19 protein-coding genes and 5 tRNA genes are annotated in these 19,687 nt (G+C 71.8%); 12 read left to right on the forward strand and 12 right to left on the reverse strand.

Features of this window, described 5'->3' with window-relative positions; translation table 11 throughout:
- The first annotated feature begins 209 nt into the window (after positions 1–209).
- Together O3597_RS16945 and O3597_RS16950 are read left to right on the forward strand one after the other, a co-directional pair.
- Positions 210–1,403 carry an endo-1,4-beta-xylanase gene (locus O3597_RS16945; RefSeq protein WP_164445488.1) on the forward strand — a complete coding sequence of 398 codons (1,194 nt, stop codon included), beginning with the start codon at positions 210–212 and terminating at the stop codon, positions 1,401–1,403.
- Between the two features lie 94 nt (positions 1,404–1,497).
- On the forward strand, positions 1,498–2,166 hold the full coding sequence (locus O3597_RS16950) for a polysaccharide deacetylase family protein (protein WP_235944359.1): 669 nt from the start codon (positions 1,498–1,500) through the stop codon (positions 2,164–2,166).
- 110 nt (positions 2,167–2,276) lie between these two features.
- Here the strand turns inward: O3597_RS16950 and O3597_RS16955 are convergent, their stop codons facing one another.
- Positions 2,277–3,344 (reverse strand): saccharopine dehydrogenase NADP-binding domain-containing protein, encoded by a 1,068-nt coding sequence (locus tag O3597_RS16955; RefSeq protein WP_281601728.1) that lies wholly within the window; start codon positions 3,342–3,344, stop codon positions 2,277–2,279.
- A 98-nt stretch (positions 3,345–3,442) separates the two neighbouring features.
- Between O3597_RS16955 and O3597_RS16960 the strand changes: the two genes are divergently transcribed.
- A complete protein-coding gene (locus O3597_RS16960; protein ID WP_281601729.1) occupies positions 3,443–4,390 on the forward strand; it encodes a helix-turn-helix domain-containing protein in 948 nt (315 codons plus the stop codon).
- Positions 4,391–4,445: 55 nt separating this feature from the next.
- On the opposite strand, the gene O3597_RS16965 is transcribed toward O3597_RS16960, so the two are convergent.
- Together O3597_RS16965 and O3597_RS16970 are read right to left on the reverse strand one after the other, a co-directional pair.
- Positions 4,446–4,520 (reverse strand) — tRNA-Val (locus tag O3597_RS16965).
- A gap of 39 nt (positions 4,521–4,559) precedes the next feature.
- Positions 4,560–4,632, reverse strand: a tRNA-Gly gene (locus O3597_RS16970).
- A 152-nt stretch (positions 4,633–4,784) separates the two neighbouring features.
- Between O3597_RS16970 and O3597_RS16975 the strand changes: the two genes are divergently transcribed.
- The gene (locus O3597_RS16975; RefSeq protein ID WP_281601730.1) at positions 4,785–5,024 is read left to right on the forward strand and encodes a DUF6458 family protein; all 240 of its coding nucleotides are present in this window, start codon (positions 4,785–4,787) and stop codon (positions 5,022–5,024) included.
- An 82-nt stretch (positions 5,025–5,106) separates the two neighbouring features.
- On the opposite strand, the gene O3597_RS16980 is transcribed toward O3597_RS16975, so the two are convergent.
- From O3597_RS16980 to O3597_RS17000, 5 genes are all read right to left on the reverse strand, one after another.
- Positions 5,107–6,327 carry an FAD-dependent monooxygenase gene (locus O3597_RS16980; RefSeq protein ID WP_281601731.1) on the reverse strand — a complete coding sequence of 407 codons (1,221 nt, stop codon included), beginning with the start codon at positions 6,325–6,327 and terminating at the stop codon, positions 5,107–5,109.
- The gene (locus tag O3597_RS16985; protein ID WP_164445493.1) at positions 6,324–6,920 is read right to left on the reverse strand and encodes a PadR family transcriptional regulator; all 597 of its coding nucleotides are present in this window, start codon (positions 6,918–6,920) and stop codon (positions 6,324–6,326) included. Before O3597_RS16985 ends, O3597_RS16980 begins: the two co-directional genes overlap by 4 nt.
- A 128-nt stretch (positions 6,921–7,048) precedes the next feature.
- Positions 7,049–7,123, reverse strand: a tRNA-Val gene (locus O3597_RS16990).
- Between the two features lie 13 nt (positions 7,124–7,136).
- Positions 7,137–7,207, reverse strand: a tRNA-Cys gene (locus O3597_RS16995).
- Between the two features lie 34 nt (positions 7,208–7,241).
- A tRNA-Gly gene (locus O3597_RS17000) sits at positions 7,242–7,314 on the reverse strand.
- Between the two features lie 175 nt (positions 7,315–7,489).
- Between O3597_RS17000 and O3597_RS17005 the strand changes: the two genes are divergently transcribed.
- Both O3597_RS17005 and O3597_RS17010 read left to right on the forward strand, forming a co-directional pair.
- A complete protein-coding gene (locus O3597_RS17005) occupies positions 7,490–8,092 on the forward strand; it encodes a TetR/AcrR family transcriptional regulator (RefSeq protein ID WP_281601732.1) in 603 nt (200 codons plus the stop codon).
- A gap of 90 nt (positions 8,093–8,182) precedes the next feature.
- On the forward strand, positions 8,183–8,758 hold the full coding sequence (locus O3597_RS17010; RefSeq protein ID WP_164445495.1) for a TIGR03086 family metal-binding protein: 576 nt from the start codon (positions 8,183–8,185) through the stop codon (positions 8,756–8,758).
- 49 nt (positions 8,759–8,807) lie between these two features.
- Here the strand turns inward: O3597_RS17010 and O3597_RS17015 are convergent, their stop codons facing one another.
- Complete coding sequence (locus tag O3597_RS17015) at positions 8,808–9,698, reverse strand: hypothetical protein (RefSeq protein ID WP_281601733.1); 891 nt, start codon at positions 9,696–9,698, stop codon at positions 8,808–8,810.
- Between the two features lie 176 nt (positions 9,699–9,874).
- Here O3597_RS17015 and O3597_RS17020 point away from each other — a divergent pair, with 176 nt between their 5' ends.
- On the forward strand, positions 9,875–10,543 hold the full coding sequence (locus O3597_RS17020; RefSeq protein ID WP_281601734.1) for a 50S ribosomal protein L11 methyltransferase: 669 nt from the start codon (positions 9,875–9,877) through the stop codon (positions 10,541–10,543).
- Positions 10,544–10,552: 9 nt separating this feature from the next.
- Positions 10,553–11,731: a cytochrome P450 gene (locus O3597_RS17025; protein WP_281601735.1), complete on the forward strand. Its 1,179-nt coding sequence runs from the start codon at positions 10,553–10,555 to the stop codon at positions 11,729–11,731.
- A gap of 13 nt (positions 11,732–11,744) precedes the next feature.
- On the opposite strand, the gene bioD is transcribed toward O3597_RS17025, so the two are convergent.
- Together bioD and O3597_RS17035 are read right to left on the reverse strand one after the other, a co-directional pair.
- A complete protein-coding gene (bioD, locus tag O3597_RS17030; protein WP_281601736.1) occupies positions 11,745–12,482 on the reverse strand; it encodes a dethiobiotin synthase in 738 nt (245 codons plus the stop codon).
- The gene (locus O3597_RS17035) at positions 12,470–13,606 is read right to left on the reverse strand and encodes an 8-amino-7-oxononanoate synthase (RefSeq protein ID WP_281601737.1); all 1,137 of its coding nucleotides are present in this window, start codon (positions 13,604–13,606) and stop codon (positions 12,470–12,472) included. Before O3597_RS17035 ends, bioD begins: the two co-directional genes overlap by 13 nt.
- A gap of 179 nt (positions 13,607–13,785) precedes the next feature.
- Between O3597_RS17035 and bioB the strand changes: the two genes are divergently transcribed.
- Genes bioB through O3597_RS17050 form a run of 3 tightly spaced genes read left to right on the forward strand, consistent with a single transcriptional unit; the run spans position 13,786 to position 15,489 of the window.
- Positions 13,786–14,781 (forward strand): biotin synthase BioB, encoded by a 996-nt coding sequence (bioB, locus tag O3597_RS17040; RefSeq protein WP_164445505.1) that lies wholly within the window; start codon positions 13,786–13,788, stop codon positions 14,779–14,781.
- Positions 14,778–14,978, forward strand: coding sequence for a hypothetical protein (locus O3597_RS17045; RefSeq protein ID WP_164445506.1), 201 nt, complete (start codon positions 14,778–14,780; stop codon positions 14,976–14,978). The genes bioB and O3597_RS17045 overlap by 4 nt, the downstream gene beginning before the upstream one ends.
- A gap of 4 nt (positions 14,979–14,982) precedes the next feature.
- Entirely contained in the window at positions 14,983–15,489 is a 507-nt protein-coding gene (locus tag O3597_RS17050; RefSeq protein ID WP_281601738.1) for a GNAT family protein, read from the forward strand.
- 89 nt (positions 15,490–15,578) lie between these two features.
- Here O3597_RS17050 and O3597_RS17055 read toward each other — a convergent pair whose 3' ends face one another.
- Positions 15,579–18,425 (reverse strand): glycoside hydrolase family 9 protein, encoded by a 2,847-nt coding sequence (locus O3597_RS17055; RefSeq protein WP_281604566.1) that lies wholly within the window; start codon positions 18,423–18,425, stop codon positions 15,579–15,581.
- Between the two features lie 457 nt (positions 18,426–18,882).
- Here O3597_RS17055 and O3597_RS17060 point away from each other — a divergent pair, with 457 nt between their 5' ends.
- Complete coding sequence (locus O3597_RS17060) at positions 18,883–19,668, forward strand: LPXTG cell wall anchor domain-containing protein (protein WP_281601739.1); 786 nt, start codon at positions 18,883–18,885, stop codon at positions 19,666–19,668.
- The last annotated feature ends 19 nt before the right edge of the window (positions 19,669–19,687 follow it).

Below are 19,687 nucleotides of genomic sequence, written 5' to 3' on the forward strand. Positions count from 1 at the left end.
TTCCGGAAGTCTTCGTGGTTGACTGCGCGCATCGATGGCCCTAACGTTTCGGCCAAGTTACCGATCGAAATTCGGAAAAGTATCGGCGCCCTTTCCGGCACCTGCATGTCCGGCCAGAGCGCCGCCCAGCGCTGCCAACCTGCTCAGCACCGGTCCGACCCGGCACTTCATGATCGACACACGTCGATCGAAGATCGAGAGGAATGCAGATGAAGTTGAGACGGTGGATGGCCGTCGGTGCGGTCGCCGTCGCGACCGCAGCGACATTGAACATGGTGCCGGCCACGGCCGGCCGGCCGTACGACCCGACCGCACAGACCCTGGGTGCCCTCGGCCTACGCCACGGCCTGCAGATCGGCACCGCGGTCAGCGCGGACGCCCTCAACGACACCGCCGACCCGGAATATCGCAAGATCGCCGCGTCCGAGTTCGTCTCGGTCACCGCGGAGAACGCCATGAAGTGGGAGAGCCTCGAACCCACCCGGGGCAGCTACGACTGGGAGGCGGCCGACCAGCTCGTCAACTTCGCCAAGCGCAACCGCCAGAGCGTACGGGGTCACGTGCTCGTCTGGCACAACCAGTTGCCGCAGTGGCTGACCGAAGGCGTCGCCGACGGCTCCATCAGCAAGCAGGAGCTACGCGAGCTGCTGCGCAAGCACATCACCACGGTGGTCAAGCGCTACAAGGGCAAGATCTGGCAGTGGGACGTCGTCAACGAGGCGGTCAGCGACCCCTGGGACACTCCGCCGACCCTGCACTACAAGGGTTTCTGGGCCGAGAACCTCGGGCCCGGCTACATCGCTGACGCGTTCCGGTGGGCCCGCGCCGCCGACCCCAGGGCGCTGTTGTTCTACAACGACTACAACATCGAGGCGTTCGGCTCCGGCAACCCGGCCGACGACAAGACCCAGTTCGTCTACGACATGGTCAAGCGGCTGCGCGCCCAGGGCGTACCGATCGACGGCGTCGGCGCGCAGGGCCACCTCGGCACCCAGTACGGCAACTTCAACACCTTCCAGGTGACCGAGGCGCTGAAGAAGTTCACCTCGCTCGGCGTGGCGACCGCGTTCACCGAGGTCGACGTCCGCAGCCAGATGACCGAGGCGGTCCAGGCCGGCAACTCCGAGGAGATCAACCCCAGGTTGCAGGCGTCGGCGGCCAACCACAGCGTGCTGATGAAGGCCTGCCTGCTCGTCCGCAGCTGCCTCTCGTACACCGTCTGGGGCTTCAGCGACAAGCACTCCTGGGTGCCCGGCTGGTTCGACGACCCGCCGGAGGGCCTGGCCACCATCATGGACGAGAACTACCAGCCCAAGCTGGCCTACCACGAGATCAAGTCTGACCTGATCCTCGCCGGCCCGCCGTTCGTCCTGCCCCGCATCGCACCCAAGCCCCGCCGCTGATCCTCGTCGCGGCGGGCGGACCAGCCATCCACCACCAGCGGGCCGTGTGGGGCGCCGAGCGCCCCACACGGCCCACCAGCGGAAGGTCCGACCGATGTCGTCCACCATGCAGCCCCTGCGTACCCCGCGTGCCGCGCCCGGGTTGGGCGTCGGACCGCCGCCGGTACGGCCCACCGAGGTGATCGGCACCGACCGGGTCATGTGCCTCACCTTCGACGACGGACCGCACCCGGAGCACACCCCGCACCTGCTCGACGTCCTGGCCGCCCACCACGTGCGGGCGGTCTTCTTCCTTCAGGGCGACCGGGTCATCGAGCACCCCGAGCTGGTCCGCCGGATCGTCACGGCCGGGCACGCGCTGGGCAACCACAGCATGCACCACGACGACATGGGGTCCTGGGCCGCCGGCCGGATCGCCTCGGACCTGCTGGAGACCAACGCGGTCATCCGGCACGCGGTCCCCCACGTCCGAGTCCCCTACTTCCGGGCACCGTACGGTGCCTGGGGCCAGACGCCCGGGGTGGCCACGGCACTCGGGATGCGACCGATGGGCTGGCGGCTCGCCGTCACGGACTGGGAACCACCCGGCACGGACGAACTGCTGCGGCGTCTCGTCGAGGGCGTCGCACCGGGCGCCGTGGTGCTGTTGCACGACGGCGGCGGCGACCGCAGCCAGACCGTCGACGCCGTCGACCGCGCCATTCCCGCCCTGCACGCGGATGGTTGGCGCTTCGCCCTGCCCACCAGCGCCGACGGCCGCTGAGGATCGCCGACCCGGCCATCGCCCCGGCCGGCGTGCACCGGAGGCGCTGCGCGAAACGTCGGTCCGGATGACCGTCCGCACCCGACGGCACCCGACCGCCCGGCCTGCGATCAGCGTAGGTGGGACAATTCCGACGCGAGCCCGGCGTCGAGCGGCACGTGCAGCGACAGGTCCGGGGACAGGGCGGAGAGAAAATCCGGCGCGTCGAACATCGCGCCCGCCGAGGCTACGCCGACGGCTCTGGTCCGGCCGGTGAGGATGCGGTCGACGGCCTCCACCGCGAGCGGCGCGCTTATCGCGTAGATGTCCTGACCCGTCGCCGCCAGGCGCCGGTGCGTACCACCGGCCCGGACGAGGACGTCGACCAGGAAGGTCTGCGCGGATCGGCCGCGCTCGTCGACGGCGGTCGGCGCCGGGGCGTCCGGAGCGGACAGGTCCGCCGCCGCCGCGGCGGCCATGTAGGTACACACCCGAGGGACGGCCAGGTGGCTGGGCACGGTGACGACATCGGCCATGGTGAACTCTCCGATGACGGGTCGCGGGCCGAGCGGAGCCGGGAAGGGCCACTCCAGGGTCGGTAGCGCGTCGTCGTGGTACTCCAGTTGCCCGCCTGTGTAGCGGACCCGGCGGTGGCCGCGGCGCCGTGCCGACACCGCGCCAGCGGCGCGCGTTCCGGGGGTGGGCTGCCAACTGCTCAGGCCGTAGGCGATGTGCACCTCGTCCGCCGCCGTCGCGCCGTCCAGGATGGTGGTGACCAGCAGGTCGCCGAGACCGCCGAAGAAGGCCATCGCCGGGACCACCGCGACGCCCGCGGCGTGGGCCGGCGCCGCGAAGTGCCGGAACGTGTCGAGGTTGGCCTCGATCTCCGCCGCCACGTCGACGTACGGGATGCCGGCGCGCAGCGCCGCCGTCACCAGCGCGGCCGCGGTCGAGGCGAACGGCCCGGCACAGTTGATCACAGCGGTCGCGCCGCGCAGCGCGCGGTCGAGGGAGGTCGGATCGTCGATCGACGCCTGCCGCGTCACCAGCCCCGGTCGGGTCCGCGCCAACGCCAGCAGCTTGTCCTGGTCGCGGCCGAGCAGCAGCGGCACGTACCCGCGCTCGCCCAACTCCGCCACCACGAACCGGCCGGTGTGCCCGTACGCGCCGAACACCGCCACCTCTCGCCCCGCTGCCATGCCTGCCTCCTCCTCGACGCAATCTTCTGGGCAGACTCTGGCGGGGTCGACGCGACAGTGCGAGTGTCTGGAACGACACGACCCATACAATTCCCGACATGAGCGTCGCCCCACGCTCCGTCGCGATCGCCGCCACCGACGGGATGCTGCACTTCGAACTGGCGCTGGCCTACGAGGTCTTCGGCGCCGCCCCGGACGCCGTGCCCGTTCCCTGGTACGACGTCCGGGTGTGCGGCACGCATCCCGTCCGCGTCGGCCGGTTCCGGCTGGAGCCGGACCACGGGCTCGACCGGTTGGCAGCCGCCGACACCGTGATCGTGCCCGCCCTGGCCGACGTCGCCGAGGAACCACCCGCCGTCCTGGTCGAGGCGGTGCGTACGGCGTACGAATCGGGTGCGCGGGTGGTCTCCCTCTGCACGGGCGTGTTCGTGCTGGCCGCCGCCGGCCTGCTGGACGGGCGGCGGGCGACCACGCACTGGGCCCACACCCGGGATCTCGCCGCGCGCTATCCGAGGGTGACGGTCGACCCGGACGTGCTCTACGTCGACAACGGCCGGGTGCTCACCTCCGCCGGCAAGGCCGCGGCCATGGACCTGTGCCTGCATCTGGTCCGCCGCGATCACGGCCCGGCGATCGCCAACGTGGTCGCCCGCCGCCTGGTCGTGCCGCCGCACCGGGCCGGTGGTCAGGCCCAGTTCGTCAGCACGCCGGTGCCCGCCCGGGACGGCCACCCCCTGACCGAACTGCTCCCCTGGGTCATGCACCGGCTGGACCAGCCGCTCACCGTCGAGGACCTGGCCCGCCGGGCGAACCTCAGCTCCCGCCAGCTGACCCGCCAGTTCCGCTCGGTGACCGGTACGACCCCGCTGCAGTGGCTGCTGACGCAGCGGATCCGTCGCGCACAGGAACTGCTGGAAAGCACCGACGACAGCATCGACACCATCGCGTCGGCGGCCGGGATGGGCACGGCGACCACGCTGCGCCGGCATTTCCACCGCACCATCGGCGTGCCACCGGACACCTATCGGCGGACCTTCCGAGCCTGAACCGGCTGCCCGCCCAGGACTTCGCCGTCGCGGCTCTGCGGCGCTACGCGAAGGATGGTGGGCGATACTGGGTTTGAACCAGTGACCTCTTCCGTGTCAAGGAAGCGCGCTCCCACTGCGCCAATCGCCCGTGGAGACCGGCGACACCCGCAGGTGTGGCCGGACCGCGAGCGGACGACGGGATTCGAACCCGCGACCCTCACCTTGGCAAGGTGATGCGCTACCAGCTGCGCTACGTCCGCACTGCCTCCGGCTGCGCCGGCGACGGGGCAACTCTACCCGATGACAAGATCGCCGGGGACGCCGCCCCCGACGGCGGGTGATTGCGCCGCTCCTGACCCGGGTACAGACCTCTCCCGACAGCACACCGCACCCCCGGACAAAGGAGGCTGTCATGGGTATCGGCACCAGCATCTTTCTGTTGGCGCTCGGCGCCATCCTCACCTTCGCGGTCAACGCCAGCATCGGCGGGCTCGACATTGACGTGGTCGGCTGGATCCTGATGGCCGCCGGCGTGCTCGGTCTGATCCTGACCACGCTCGTCTGGGGCCGCCGTCGTCAGCCGGCCGCCACTGACGAGCCGGTGGAGTACCGCCGGGTCGAGGAGCGGCGGGACGTCGCGCCGCCGATGTGACCGGCAGGCGGTGGCGGTCACCGTCCGGTGGCCGCCACCGCCACGCGTCGGCGCGGCCCGGCCCTAGGCGCGGCTCGTCGACTCAGGAGCGGCCGGCGGCCAGTTCCGTGGTGACCGGCGCGTCCCAGTCGATCCGGTAGCGCTGCTCCGGGCCGAGCGTCCGCTCCTGGTTGAGGAAGGTACGCAACGCCAGCGGCATCATGATCCGCATCATCCGTTTCGCGACCGGGCCGACCGTCTTCGTGGAGGTCGTCTGCCGGCCCCGCCGGAGCACCTTCTCCACCCGCACCCGGCGCAGCCGCTCGTACGCGTCGAACGCGTCGGGTACCTCGGTATGGTCGCGCAGACAGCGGGCCAGTTGCACGGCGCTCTCCACGGCCAGTGACGCCCCCTGGCCGGAACTGGGCGACGGCGCGTGCACCGCGTCACCCACCAGCACCAGCCGACCGCCGTGCCAACGCGGCACCGACGGCATGCTCTCGATCGATCCGATGGCCACCAGGTCGTCCGGCTCGGTGTGGGCGAGCACCTGCCGGGCCGGCACGTCGTCGGCGAACACCTCGCGGAGCCGGTGCAACCACTGCGGTCGGGGGATCCGGCTCGCCTCGGCGTAGCTGGTCGGTCGGCGGTCCGGCACGTTCGCGAACCAGGCGGTGCGGCCGTCGGGCTGCACCCAGTAGCCGAAGAAGGCCCGAGATCCGAAGACGAAGTACATCGCCTCCGGGTCGGCGTCGGGCACCGCGTACCGGGCCGCGCCGCCGAGGTTCAGCAGTGGCAGCACCTGCGGCCCGGGCGCCTGCGGGTCGATGAGCGTACGCACCCGGGACCGGACGCCATCCGCGCCGACCAGCACGTCGGCGCTGGCCGTGGAGCCGTCGGCGAACCGGGCGAGGACGCCGTCACCGTGCTGCTCGGCGTCGACCAACCGTTTGCCGTACACGATCCGCACGCCCTGCGCCTCGGCGCATTCGCGCAGCACCCGGGCCAGGTCGTCGCGCCACAGCCCGAGCGTGACCGGTTCCACCGCCACGTGCGGGAAGGCACCGATGCGGCCCCCGCGACCGTCGGTGACCACGGTGCGTCGCATGGCCAGGCCGACACGCTGGACGGGTCGCTCGGCATCGACCAGGCGCAGCGCGGCCAGTCCGTTCGGCGCGAGGGTCAGGGTGACCCCGCTCCCCTCGGTCGTCGACGGGTACGCCTCGTGGACGGTGGCCTCGATGCCGGCGCGACGTAGCGCCATCGCGGTCACCGGACCGGCGATCCCGCCGCCGATCACCAGCGCGGTTCGAGCGGCTGTCATGCGCGACCTCCCATGGTCTCCTGCCAGGACTTCGCGTAGTCCGGTTGCTTGAGGGACTCGATCAGATCGGTGACGAACCGGCGCTCCGCCTCCAGCAGCGCGAGCGCGTACTGCTCCTCGACCAGGAAGATCCATCCGACACCGTCGGCGCGCGCCTCGTCGATGGTCGTGCGGGTCTCCTCGATCCGACCGGCGAGCGCCGCCGACCGGCGGCGCAGCACCTCGACCGCCTCGTCGGGCGGAAGCAGGCTGAGCAGCGACAGCGCGACGGCGAAGTGCGGATGCTCCTGGCGGGGCTGGGCCAGCAGGGAACGCAGCCAGTCGTGCACCTCGTGCCGGCCCTCGTCGGTGATCGCGTACACCGTCCGTTCGGGCCGGGCGCTGTCCCGGACCGTCTCCTGCGCGGCGACGAAACCGGCCCGGGCGAGTTGCTCGATGACCATGTAGAGGGAGCTGCGGGTGTACCGGATGAGCTTGTCCTGACCGGTCTGCTTGAGCCGTCGACCCAGCTCGTAGGGGTGCATCGGCTCCCACATCAGCCAGGCCAGCACGGCCAGGGCCAGCGGGTTGGGCACTCTCCGACGTCGCTCCACCAGCACTCCTTAGTCAGGACTGACTATCCAGCACTGACTATTGAACCGTCAAGCCGCCGCCGAGGCGGCATGCCGGAGAGAATGCGAAAAGCCCGCTACCGGATCTCCGGTAGCGGGCTTTCATCTGCTGGTGGGCGATACTGGGTTTGAACCAGTGACCTCTTCCGTGTCAAGGAAGCGCGCTCCCACTGCGCCAATCGCCCTTGCTGTTCACCGAGGTGGGGACGGGATTTGAACCCGCGTACACGGCTTTGCAGGCCGTTGCCTCGCCTCTCGGCCACCCCACCGAGGTTGCCCCCGTCACGCGTGGCGGCAGCTCCGAGCGGACGACGGGATTCGAACCCGCGACCCTCACCTTGGCAAGGTGATGCGCTACCAGCTGCGCTACGTCCGCACGCCCCGGGCGTACCCGGTGACGGATGAGAACTCTAGCCGAGCGGCGGATCGGATGCCAAATCGGGCTCCCGTCCCGGCGAGTCCGGAACTGTCCGGCTTCCGACTGTCGCAAGCCGGATCAACAGGGGTTTGGTGACCGGCCGTATCCGTTTCGATCGGATACGGTGACGGACGTGACGAGACGTGCGGCGGAAATCCGCCTGGATGCCCTGCTCCGCACCGCATGTGACGTGATCGGGCAGCGCGGGTTGGCCAACACCCGCACGGCTGATGTGGCGCAGGCCGCCGGGGTGAGCCAGGCACTTGTCTTCTACCACTTTGCCACCAAGGAGCGGCTGCTCGCCCAGGCCTTCGCGTACGCGGTCGAGCAGGATCTGGCCCGGCTCGACGTGGTCACCCGCTCGAGCGCCCCGCCGCTGACCAAGCTCCGTCGCATCCTGCGCCTCTACACCCCGGCCGGGCGTGCCACCTCCTGGTCCATGTGGATCGACGGCTGGGCGGAGTCGCTGCGTACCCCCGAGTTGGAGAAGGTCTCCCGCAAGCTGGACCTACGGTGGCGGCAGGACCTCGCCACGGTGATCGCCGACGGGGTCCGGGAGGGCAGCTTCGTCTGCGCCGACCCGGCCGGGGCCGCCTGGCGGATCAGCGCCGTGATGGACGGCCTGGCGGTGCAGCTCGCGGTGCACGACCGGGTGATCTCCCGCCGACAGTTCGCCGAATGGGTACGCCTGGTGACCGCCCGCGAACTCGGGCTCGATCCCGAGCAGCTGGAATAGGCAGGCGCGGTCGGCGGCCGGGCAGCCGACGGTTACTCGCGCCACCGAATCCGGCGGGTTACCCGCGCCGCCGACGGGAACAAGGGCGAGATGGAGCTGCTGAAGACATACCGGCGCAGCCTGGCCGAGTTCACCGACCGGGTGGAACAGGTGCACCCCGGCCAATGGTCGGCCGCCACTCCCTGCCCCGGCTGGGACGTCCGCACACTTGTCAACCACGTGGTCAGCGAGGAACGCTGGAGCGTGCCGCTGCTCGCCGGGCGCACCATCGACGAGGTCGGTGACCGCTACGACGGCGACCAGCTCGGCACCGACCCGATCGAGGCCGCCCGCGAGGCCGCGGCGCAGGCCGAGGTCGCCGCCACCAGCCCGGGCGCGCTGGACCGGACCGTGCACCTGTCGGCCGGCGACACCTCCGCCGAGGAGTACCTGCACCAGCTGCTGGCCGAACATCTGGTGCACGGCTGGGACCTCGCGGTGGCGATCGGCGCGGACCCCACGATGGACGCCGACGCGGTGGCCGAGGCGGCCCGCTGGTACTCCCGCCACGTCGCCGACTACCGGCGCGACGGGCTCGTCGAACCCGAGGTCGAGCTGCCCGCCGGAGCCGGCGAACAGGACCGCCTCCTCGCCGCCTTCGGGCGGAACCCGGACTGGGCCCCGTGACGTGACGCCACGGTGGGCCGGTTCGCGACCGTGCCCACCGTGGCCCGGATCAACTCAGGTAACCGTCGTCTCGGGGTACCGTCCGCCACCGGCTCCGCGGGTCCGGCCGTCGTTCCCAGTGCCCGGGCGTCGGACCGCCGACATCGACCGCCGGCTCCGGCTCCCGGGTCAGCTGCCGCAACCGCAGCAGCAGGCCCACCCCGAGGAAGAGCAGCAGACCACCGAGGAGGAAGGCCACCTCGGTCAGACCCAGCCCGCTGCCGGCCTGGTTTCCGGCGGCGTCGGCGTCCGGCGGCTCGGCCGCCCCACCCGCGTACCCCGCGTCGTCGGCGGGAACGCTCTCCTCCTCGGTCGGATCCACCGTCGGCACCTCGGTCGGGTCCTCCGTCGGCACCTGCGACGGGGTGGGTGGCGCGGTCGTGGGACGGGCCTGGCCGCCCCGACCCACCACCTCGCGGGTCGCGGTCTGGCGGGACAGCAACCGCAGATTACGGTCGTACGCCTCGGCGGCGAGGCTCACCTGCCCCCGGTCGACCTCCCGGTCGAACGCGATCCGGTACTGCGCGGTGACCGTACGCCCCGGGCAGAGCGTGCCCGGGTCGAGCTGACGGTCGGTCAGCCGGGCCGCGTCGCCCTCGGCGCGCACCTCCACCGGGAACGAACCGGTCTCCTCGATCCGGTCCACCCGCACCTGGTCCAGTCGCAACCCCTGCACACCCAGCACCAACGACCAGCGCACCTTGATGCAGTCGCCCTGGTCGTCGCGGGACACCACAGCGGAGACCGTCGCCACCCGCCCACCGGCGGTGAACTGGTCCGGCAGGCCGCCGAGTTCGGTGGCGAACGCCGCGTGCGCCGGCGCGGCCATGGCGAAGTCCACCCCGGTGAGACATGCCAGTGCCACCCCGATCCGTAGCGTGTGACGCCACAGCCTCTTCACGATCCGTCCTCCCGTTGGTCGCCTCCATTGGCAACGCTAGGAGCGCGGGAAGCCACCCGGTAGACGGGCGTGTTCGCACGTACCGTGAAGCAAGATGCCCGATTTCACGTACGGTATTGAACCGCCTACGGATCACCCGCGACACGCCGAACACGGCGACGGTGGACAATCACCGGATGTCCGCGCTCTCCGCCGCCTTCGTCCGGCTGCACGCCCGGCTCACGCCCGTCGCCTTCGTACCCGAGGTGCGGTTGCACCAGGCGGACGAGCCGATCGGGTTGTGGGAGCTGACCGAGGGTGAGTTCCGCAGCGACCGGCCGCCGCCGTTCTGGGCCTTCGCCTGGGCCGGCGGCCAGGGCCTGGCGCGCTACGTCACCGACCACCCGGAGACGGTCGCCGGCCGCCGGGTGCTCGACCTGGCCTCCGGCTCCGGCCTGGTGGCCATCGCCGCCGCCCGGGCCGGCGCGGCCGCCGTCCGCGCCGTGGAGATCGACGAACTGGCCGTCGCAGCCGTCGCGCTCAACGCCGAGGCCAACGGGGTACGCGTCGACGCCGAACTCGGTGACATCCTCGACGGCGACGCCCGCGACGCCGAGGTGGTCCTGGCCGGCGACGCCTTCTACAGCGAGGCGATGGCCAACCGGGTGCTGCGGTTCCTGCTGCGGGCCACCCGAGCCGGGGCGTCGGTGCTGGTCGGCGACCCGGGTCGGGCCTTCCTGCCCCGGGAACGCTTCGACGAACTCGCCGTCTACGAGGTGCCGGTCAGCGAGGCCCTGGAGAGCGTACGGGTGAAGCGCACCACGGTGTGGCGGTTGCGCGCCGGGCGCCCGGCGGCGGCCGACTAGCGTGACGCCGTGCTGTTCCGCGGCTGGGAACGGGCCCCGGCCGGTACCGGGGTCGGCCCCGCCCACTGGCCCGACGTGGCCCGGGTGGCCGACCACGTGGGTGTCGAGCATCTGCTGGTGACCCGGCACGCTCTGGTCCGGCAGGTGCTCACCGACCCCACGACGTTCCGACCCGACAACGCACTGGACGCGGTGACCCCGATGCCGGTGGCCGCGCTGCGGGTGCTCGCCGCCCACCGGTTCCGGCTGCCGCCGACGCTGGCCAACAACGGTGGTGCCACCCACCCGGAGATCCGCGCCCTGGTCGCCGAGGCGCTGCATCCGACACGGGTGGCCGCCCAACGGGACTGGCTGGCCACGCTGGTCCGGCAGCGGGTCGCCGGGCTGACCGCCGCCCTGGACACCGGCGCGCCGGTCGACCTGCACGCGGGTCTCGCCGCCGATCTGCCGCTGCTGGTCCTGGCCCGGCTGGTCGACCTGCCCGACGCGCCCGTCGCGGCGGTGAAGGAGTTCGCCCGCGCGGCGCTGGAACTCTTCTGGGCGCCGCTGGACGTCGACCGGCAGCAGGTGCTCGCCGCCGAGGTGGGGCGTTTCCACCGACTGCTGCGGGAGTTCGCCACCACCGGTGACGGCCTGGTCGCGTCCCTGCGCACCGCCGGACACCCGCCCGACGTGGTCGTCGGTGCGCTGTTCTTTCTGCTGGTCGCCGGACAGGAGACCACCTCGCAGTTCCTCACCCTGCTGCTGCACCGACTCACCGGCGAGCCGACGGTGCTCGCCGGGCTGCGCGACGGCTCGGTCGACGTCGCCGACGTGGTCGAGGAGGGGCTGCGGCTGGAACCGCCGATCGTCACCTGGCGGCGGGTCGCCGCCGTGGACACCACGCTGGGCGGGACGGGAGTGCCGGCGGGCACCAGTGTGGTGTTGTGGCTGGCCCGAGCCGGACGGGACCCGGAGGTCGTGCAGTCGCCGGACGAGTTCCGCCCGGGGCAACGCGGGTCGCGCCGGCACCTGGCCTTCGGGGCGGGCGCGCACCGCTGCGTCGGCGACCAACTCGCCCGGATGGAAGCCGCCACACTGGTGCGCGAGGCCGCACCGCTGCTGACCGGGGTGCGCGTGGTACGCCCACCCCACTACCCCGACAACCTCACCTTCCGGATGCCCGACGCCTTCGTCGTCCGCCGCTGACCGGCACCGCTGCTCAGGTGGTTTCGTCGGCCCAGGCGCGCCAGTCGTCGAGGACGCCGTACAGCGCCGGGGTGAGCCAGCCCGGCGCCGAACGCCGAAACACTCCCGGGTCCATCGCTCCGGCGCCGGCCGGCAGTGCGCCGAGCAGACTCGGCAGCAGGTCGCTGAGGTTCGCCCAGTGCACCAGTTCCGGCTCGGCCGGCCAGGCGCCGATCACCACGCCCGCCGGTACGGCCCGCCGTTCGAGGGCCTCCAGGGTGAGCGCGGTGTGGTTGAGGGTGCCCAGGCCGGCCCGGGCCACCACCACCGCCGCGGCGCCGAGCGACACGGCCAGGTCGGCGACCGTCCACGGCTCACCGGAGGGCCGCAGGCCCATCGGTACGAGCAGCCCGCCCGCCCCCTCGACCAGCACCAGATCGTGCTTGTCGGCCTCGTCCCGCACCGCGTCCACCGCGTTGTACAGCTCCAACGGTGGCAGCTCGGCCACCCGGGCGGCGGCCAGCGGCGCGAGCGGGTCCGGGAAGCTGGCGAGCGTACGGCCGGTCATCGGGGCGGCCAGCCGGGTGACCGTCTCGACGTCGGCGGGATCGCCGGTCGCCGTACCGGTCTGGCCTGGTTTGACCACCGCGACCCGTAGCCCGGCCGCCTGCGCCGCGGCCGTGATCGCCGCGGTGACCACCGTCTTGCCGACCTCGGTGTCGGTGCCGGTGATCAGCACCGGTCCGCGCCACTGATCCGTCATGGCGCACATTCCACGATGACCTCCAGGGCGTGTTCGAAGTCCCGCCGTGGCACCCCGGCGCTGATCGTCAGCCGCAGCCTCGACCGGCTGTCGGGGGTGGAGGGCGGGCGGAAACAGCCGACCGCCACCCCCTGGTCCCGGCAGGCGGCGGCCCACGCCGTCGCCGCCTCCGGGCTGGGCGCGGTGACCGAGACGACGGCGGCGTCGGCAGCGGAGACGTCCAGGCCGGCGGCGCGCAGCCGGCCGACCGCGAGGGCGGCCCGCTCGGCCAGCTCGGCGCGCAGGCCGGTGCCGGAGCGCGCCAGCCCGACGGCGGCCCGCACCCCGGCCGCCACCACGGGCGGCAGGGCGGTGTCGTAGATGAAGGTCCGCGCGGTCTCCACCAGGTGCCGGACGAACTCGGCCGGGCCGGCCACCACGCCACCGGCCCCGCCGAGCGCCTTGGACAGCGTCGCGGTGACCACCACGTCGGGTTCGCCGGTCAGTCCGGCCCCGGTCACCGCGCCGGCACCGTCCGGGCCGAGCACGCCCAGCGCGTGCGCGTCGTCGACGAGCAGCAACGCGCCGTGTTCGCGGGCGGTGGCGTGCAGCCGAGCCAGCGGGGCGAGGTCACCGTCGACGGAGAAGACCGACTCGGTGACCACCACCGCCGGCCGGCCCGGGGCGGCGGCGAGGGCGGCGGCGACCGCGGCCACGTCGGCGTGCGGTGTCACCACCGTCTCCGCACCGGAGATCCGGCAGCCGTCGATGAGTGAGGCGTGGTTGTGCGCGTCGGAGATCAGCAGGGTACGGGGGCGCACCAGCGCGCGGATCGCACCGAGGTTGGCCAGGTACCCGGAGGAGAAGACGAGCGACCGGTCGGTGCCGAGCCAGTCGGCGAGCGTTTCCTCAAGCGTGTGGTGCGCATCGGTGGAACCACGGACCAGCCGTGAGCCGGTCGCACCCAGCCCGTACGCGGAAAGGGCCTGCGCGGCGGCGGCAACCACCTCGGGGTGCCGGGCCAGACCCAGGTAGTCGTTGCCAGCCAGGTCGATCACGCCGTCCGCGGCGGCGCGGGGATGCAGTCGGCGGGTCAGCCCCGCCTTCGCCCGCAGCTCGGCGCGGCGGTCCAGTGCCGCCAGCCAGTCCGCCACCGCCACGTCCCTTCCCCGCCGGTTCCCGCCCGTCAGGCGCTTCCGCCGGGCGAAGTTACCACCCGCCGGGCCTGCCCCGGCGTGGCGTGGTGCGGCTCGCCGCACCACGCCGAGACCGCTCCGCGCCCGCCGTCCGCGCTCGTTTACCGCCTGCGAAGGGGCCTTGTAGGGTACGTGCCATGCCAGAGATCCTCGACCAGGCCCGGGACCAGGTGCTGCACAACGGCGTCGGTCTCGACGAGGCCGGTGTCCTCGCCGTGCTGAACCTGCCCGACGAGCACCTGTCCGCCACCCTCCAGCTCGCCCACGACGTGCGGATGCGCTGGTGCGGCCCGGAGGTCGAGGTCGAGGGCATCGTGTCGCTGAAGACCGGCGGCTGCCCGGAGGACTGCCACTTCTGTTCCCAGTCCGGCCTGTTCACCTCGCCGGTGCGGTCGGTGTGGCTGGACATCCCCTCGCTGGTCAAGGCGGCGAAGCAGACCGCCGCGACCGGGGCGACCGAGTTCTGCATCGTGGCCGCCGTGCGCGGTCCGGACGACCGGCTGATGAAGCAGATGCGTGAGGGCGTCGCCGCGATCAGGGCCGAGGTCGACATCCAGGTCGCCGCCTCGCTCGGCATGCTCACCCAGGACCAGGTCGACGAGCTGGTCGACATGGGGGTGCACCGCTACAACCACAACCTGGAGACCTGCCGCTCGTACTTCCCGAACGTGGTCACCACGCACTCCTGGGAGGAGCGGTGGGAGACCCTGCGGATGGTCCGCGAATCCGGCATGGAGGTCTGCTGCGGCGGCATCCTCGGCCTCGGTGAGACCGTCGAGCAACGGGCGGAGTTCGCCGCGCAGCTCGCCGAGCTGGATCCGCACGAGGTGCCGCTGAACTTCCTCAACCCTCGGCCCGGCACGCCGCTGGGCGACCGCCCGGTGGTCGAGGGCAGGGACGCGCTGCGGGCCATCGCCGCGTTCCGGCTGGCCATGCCGCGCACCATCCTGCGGTACGCGGGCGGCCGGGAGATCACCCTGGGTGACCTCGGCACCCGCGACGGACTGCTCGGCGGCATCAACGCCGTGATCGTCGGCAACTACCTGACCACCCTCGGCCGGCCCGCCACCGACGACCTCAAGCTGCTCGACGAGCTGAAGATGCCGGTCAAGGCGCTCTCGGCGACCCTGTGACGGCGGCCGTGGCGGGTCAGACCTGGTGCGACAGGTGCGGCGAAGCGGCGGTGGCTGGCGCACACGAGCAGTGTGCGGCGGCCCGCGCCCTGGAGCCGCCCCGTTACTGCGGCCGGTGCCGCCGCCGGATGAAGGTGCAGGTGCTGCCGGTCGGCTGGTCGGCGATCTGCGTCGAGCACGGTGAAATTCGGAGCTGAGCGGATGCTGCGCGGTACGGCGGTGACCCTACGACCGGCGACGGCCGCCGACGTGCCCGCGCTGGCGCGGATCCGCGCCGAACCCGAGGTGCGCCGCTGGTGGCGCGGCGGCGACGACCTGGTCGCGGCCGTCGAGGCGGATCTCGCCGACGAGAGTGTCTCGGTGTACGCCATCGAGCACGGCGACCGGATCATCGGCGCGATCCAGTGGCACGCCGAGGACGACCCGGACTACCGGCACGCCGGCCTCGACATCTTCCTCGACCCCTCGGTACGCGGCGCCGGGCTCGCCGGGGACGCCATCCGCGTGCTGATCCGGCACCTGATCGACGTGCACGGCCATCACCGTTTCACCATCGACCCGGCGGCGGCGAACACCGCCGCCATCCGCGCGTACGCGAAGGTTGGTTTCCGGACGGTCGGGGTGATGCGCCGCTACGAGCGTGGCGAGGACGGCCGCTGGCACGACGGCCTGCTGATGGACCTGCTCGCCGACGACCTGCGCGACTGACCGGCCCGCCGTTCCCACGTCAGGAACAGGATTCGGCCGTGCCCGTCCCGGACCTGGGACGGGCACGGCCGAGCCGTCGCCGGCTGATCTCAGCCGATGGTGCAGGTGGCGCCGTTGAGCGTGAACGTGGTGGGCTTCGGGTTGCTGCCGGTGTGCGTGCCGTTGAAGCCGATGCCGACCGACGCGCCCGGTGCCAGGTTGCCGTTGTACGACATGTTGGTGGCGGTCACCGCCGCACCGGTCTGGGCGTAGGTGGCCGACCAGCCCTGGCCGACCCGCTGCCCGGCGTTCGGGAAGCTGAACGCCAGTGTCCAGCCGTTGATCGCCGTCGTGCCGGTGTTGGTGATGGTGATGTTCGCGGTGAAGCCGGTGCTCCAGTCGTTGGTGCCGTAGGTGACCCGGCAGGGCGACGTGGGCAGCGGCGCCGAGGTGGTCACCGTCACGGCCCCCGAGGGTGGTGAGGCGTTGCCGGCCGCGTCGATCGCCACCACGTAGAACTGGTACCCGGTCTGCGGGCTCAACCCGGTCAGCGTGTGGGTGGGTGCGGTGACCGTGTCGACCAGGGCGTCCACCAGGTGTACACGATAGATCCGGTAACCGGTCACCCCCACGTTGTCGGTCGACGGAGCCCAGGTCAGCGTCGCACCGGTCGAGGTGACGGCGGAGACCGTGGGCGTGCCCGGCGTGGTCGGTGGGACGGTGTCCCCCGCGTCCACGGCGGGAGTCGTCACGCTCAGCGACGGTGACGAGAAGGACGTGTTGCCGGCCCTGTCCCGGGCCACCACGCTGAACTCGTACGTCCGGGCCGGCAGCACGTCGATCGTCAACGAGTTGGTGCTGGCGTTGCGAAGCGTGATCGCGTCGTTGCCGACCAGCCGGACGCTGACCAGGTACACGTCGACCCCGCTGCCGGTGTCCGTGGACGGTGCCCAGGTCAGGCTCACCGACCCGGAGCTGACCGCGGTGGCCACCGGGGTGCCGGGGGTGGTCGGCCGGGTGGTGTCGGGGGCATCCGGCGCGGGCTCCGAACCCCACACCACCTCGCCTCCGGAGTAGAGCGGCACGTTGCGGTTGGGCCCGGCGGTGGTCTGGTACGACGGGTCGTTGGCCGGGTTCCAGGTGCCGCCCTCGGGCACGCCGACCTTGAACTGCACCTCCATCCGGTGCTGCGACTGGCCGGCCGGCGCGATGGTGTGCCCGGTGCAGTCGACCTCGACGTACCAGAGGTCACCGCTGGCCTGACGGGCGGTGGTCGGTGCCGGACAGCCCTGGGTGTAGCTGGAGGTCACCTGCACCGGGCCGGTGCCGTCGGGCCGGAAGTAGTAGCGGAACTTCGCGTCGGTCAGCGCCCGGGCCGGGAAGGCCGACTTGTTGTAGATGATCGCCTTGATGCCGGTGGCCCGCGTCTCGTTCTGCATGACCGTGGTCTCCACGGTCAGCTCGTCGATGTCCGGCTGCTCGGGAACGGGGAAGTTGGCCAGCGGGGTGCCGCCGTACTCCTGGGACAGCCGGGCCAGCGCGGAGGTGAAGCCGGCGTTGTAGTCGGTGGCGACCTCGTTCATCACGTAGTCCGACCGGTTGTCGGTGTACGCGTCGTTCGGCGAGGACGGCCCGCCGACGAGCGCGCCGTAGAGGGTGTGCCGGGTCTCGGTGGGTACGGTCTGGCTGTCCCACCAGGAACCGTGCGCGGTGCGGTGGTGCGGATTCTTCGGCGGGTTGGTGCCGAAGCCGATCACATAGCTGGAGTTGCGGGGGTTGTCGCCGAGCGCGTAGTTGATCTGCCGGACGGCGAAGTCGTGGTAACGCGCCTTACGGGTCGCGTCGGTGGTCTTGTCGCTGTAGACCAGTGCGGCGAACGCGGTGTTGGCGGCGTACCGCAGGGCACCCCACGAGTCGAGCACCGCCATCCCGCCGGGCGAGTACCGGACCCGTTCGCCGTTGACCCCGACGGTCCAGAAGTCCAGCCACCGGTTGGCGTCGTCGACGTACTTCTGCTTGCCGGTCAGGTTGGCCAGCAGCACGTACGCCCCGAACTGCTTGTTGTCCCAGGCGACGGTCCACTTGTACGAGCGGGTGGTGGTCTGCGGTTCGGTACCGAGCTTGTCGTACTCGCTCTCCGCCTTGGCCAGGTACGCGGCGTCACCGGTGGCCCGGTACAACCAGATCGCGCCCCAGACCAGTTCGTCCTGGTAGCCGCTCCAGGACCGGTAGAAGCTGGTGGCGTCGGTGATGCACTCGTGGTAGTTCTTCCGCACCGTGTCGGCGAAGGTGTAGAGCTGCTTCGCGTGGGTCAGCAGCTTGTCGGCGTACGCGGCGTCGGTGGGCCGGAACACCATGGAGGAGGCGGCCATCGCGGCGGCGGTCTCCCCCGCCAGGTCCGCGCCACCACAGCTCGCGTCGATCTTGTACGCGGGCCGCGCCATCGGCATCACCTCGGCCGGCCCCCACCACTTGTGGTCGTCGTCCCCGTTGCCGACCTGCCCGTAGAGGACGTTCGGCGACGGGTGCGCCTTGACGAAGTAGTCGTTGACGTAGCGCAGGTTGTTCAGCAGGTGGGTGAGCTGGCCGGAGGCGGCGTACCCGGACCGGTACTCGACCGCGCCCCAGGCCAGCATGGTGGCGCTGAACGCCATCGGGAAGCCGAACTTCACGTGGTCACCGGCGTCGTACCAGCCGCCGGTGAGGTCGACTCCGACGTCCGAGCCGTCGCGGAGCGCCGAGTCACCGCGCCACGAGACGCGGTTCCAGTCCGGCAGTTTTCCGGACTGCTGCGCCTCGTAGAACAGCAGGGACTTCTGGAGCGCCTCCGCGTAGTTGAAGGCCGGTGCGGCGGCGGTCGTCGCGGCACCATCGGTCGGCGCGGCGGCGGCACCGGTCGCGGGTACGCCGAGCGCGAGCGTGCAGCCGGCGGCCAGCGCGGTGACGGCGGCCAACATCCGGCGGGGCCAGGGCTGGTCGGGACGATGGTGCGGGGGCAGGTCCGGCACAGGCCGGTCGGCGCGGATGCGGCCCGACCGTGGGGTTAGGTGCATGCGACTACTCCTGTCGATGCGTGCCCGACGGCACCGACCGGACGCGTGCCCGCGTCGGAGTGGACGGCTGCCGGCGGTGGTGGTGGCGGCGAGGTGGCTCCAACAGGACCGGGAGCGCTCCCATGGATAGTTGACAATGTAATCCGGGCACCGACGGTTGGGAAGCCCGCTCGGCGGCGACATCGGGCGTCGGAAAGCCGTGCGGCGTTACACCGACACGCGCGAGGACAACACCGCAGACACCGTCGCGGGCGCATCGCGACCTCAGGTCCGCCCAGGTCAGACCGTTCGCCTGAGATCAGCAACGGCGGCCCGGATGCGAGCATGTGCCGACATCACGCCGAGATCCGGAGGAATTCTCATGCCACAGCGTCGGCATGCGGCGCGCGCGGCCCTTTCTGGCGCCGCTGCCGCGGCCCTCATCTCCCTCGCCACACCGGCCTGGGCGAGCAGCACCGTACCGCTCCACTCGGCCCACCGCGGCTCCGTCGCGGCCGACTTCCAGCAGCAGTGTGCGGACACCAGGTTCGCCGACCGCCCCGCCGACCACGACGGTTGGCACTTCGTCCTACCCGGCGGCCCTTCCGTGGGCGGCTTCGAGAGCCTGACGCTGACCTTCGACAACGGCTCCGGCACGGTGAACGTCACCGTGCCGGACACCACCGATGCCTACCCCGACGCGCTCTACCCCGCCGGTAACAACGGCCGCGTCATCCACGCCTACCTGTTCACCCCGGCCGGGTGGACGCTTGTGGACGGTAGCGCCACGATCAGCGGCCAGGGCGCCCGCTTCAACCTCAGTCACACCTGCGCCGGCCAGCCAACGCCGGAGTCGCCGACCCCCACGCCCACCAGCCCGGAGTCACCCTCTCCGACGCCCACCAGCCCGGAGTCGCCGACTCCCACGCCGACCACTCCGGAGTCACCCTCTCCGACACCCACCGTTCCGGAGTCGCCGACGCCGACGGCCCCGGAGTCGCCGGTTCCGTCGGACGGCACCGGCGGTGGTGGCGGTGACGACGGCGACCTGCCGGTCACCGGTGCGGCGGTGACGACCATGGCCGTGGTCGGCGTCGGTTTGATCGGTGGCGGCGTCGCCCTTGTCACGCTGCGACGCCGTCGTGACAGGATCACCTTCACCAGCTGACACCATCCGAGAACGGCCG

This window comes from Verrucosispora sp. WMMA2044 (genome assembly GCF_027497155.1).
GTDB lineage: Bacteria > Actinomycetota > Actinomycetes > Mycobacteriales > Micromonosporaceae > Micromonospora > Micromonospora palythoicola.

Bases quoted from the DNA above. Each gene is read 5' to 3' on its own strand.
- O3597_RS17060 (WP_281601739.1), top strand. From the start codon at position 18,883: ATGCCACAGCGTCGGCATGCGGCGCGCGCGGCCCTTTCTGGCGCCGCT.
- O3597_RS16945 (WP_164445488.1), top strand. From the start codon at position 210: ATGAAGTTGAGACGGTGGATGGCCGTCGGTGCGGTCGCCGTCGCGACC.
- bioB (WP_164445505.1), top strand. From the start codon at position 13,786: ATGCCAGAGATCCTCGACCAGGCCCGGGACCAGGTGCTGCACAACGGC.
- O3597_RS16955 (WP_281601728.1), bottom strand. From the start codon at position 3,344: ATGGCAGCGGGGCGAGAGGTGGCGGTGTTCGGCGCGTACGGGCACACC.
- O3597_RS17020 (WP_281601734.1), top strand. From the start codon at position 9,875: ATGTCCGCGCTCTCCGCCGCCTTCGTCCGGCTGCACGCCCGGCTCACG.
- O3597_RS17050 (WP_281601738.1), top strand. From the start codon at position 14,983: ATGCTGCGCGGTACGGCGGTGACCCTACGACCGGCGACGGCCGCCGAC.
- O3597_RS16960 (WP_281601729.1), top strand. From the start codon at position 3,443: ATGAGCGTCGCCCCACGCTCCGTCGCGATCGCCGCCACCGACGGGATG.
- O3597_RS16950 (WP_235944359.1), top strand. From the start codon at position 1,498: ATGTCGTCCACCATGCAGCCCCTGCGTACCCCGCGTGCCGCGCCCGGG.
- O3597_RS17010 (WP_164445495.1), top strand. From the start codon at position 8,183: ATGGAGCTGCTGAAGACATACCGGCGCAGCCTGGCCGAGTTCACCGAC.
- O3597_RS16980 (WP_281601731.1), bottom strand. From the start codon at position 6,327: ATGACAGCCGCTCGAACCGCGCTGGTGATCGGCGGCGGGATCGCCGGT.
- O3597_RS16975 (WP_281601730.1), top strand. From the start codon at position 4,785: ATGGGTATCGGCACCAGCATCTTTCTGTTGGCGCTCGGCGCCATCCTC.
- O3597_RS17055 (WP_281604566.1), bottom strand. From the start codon at position 18,425: ATGTTGGCCGCCGTCACCGCGCTGGCCGCCGGCTGCACGCTCGCGCTC.
- bioD (WP_281601736.1), bottom strand. From the start codon at position 12,482: ATGTGCGCCATGACGGATCAGTGGCGCGGACCGGTGCTGATCACCGGC.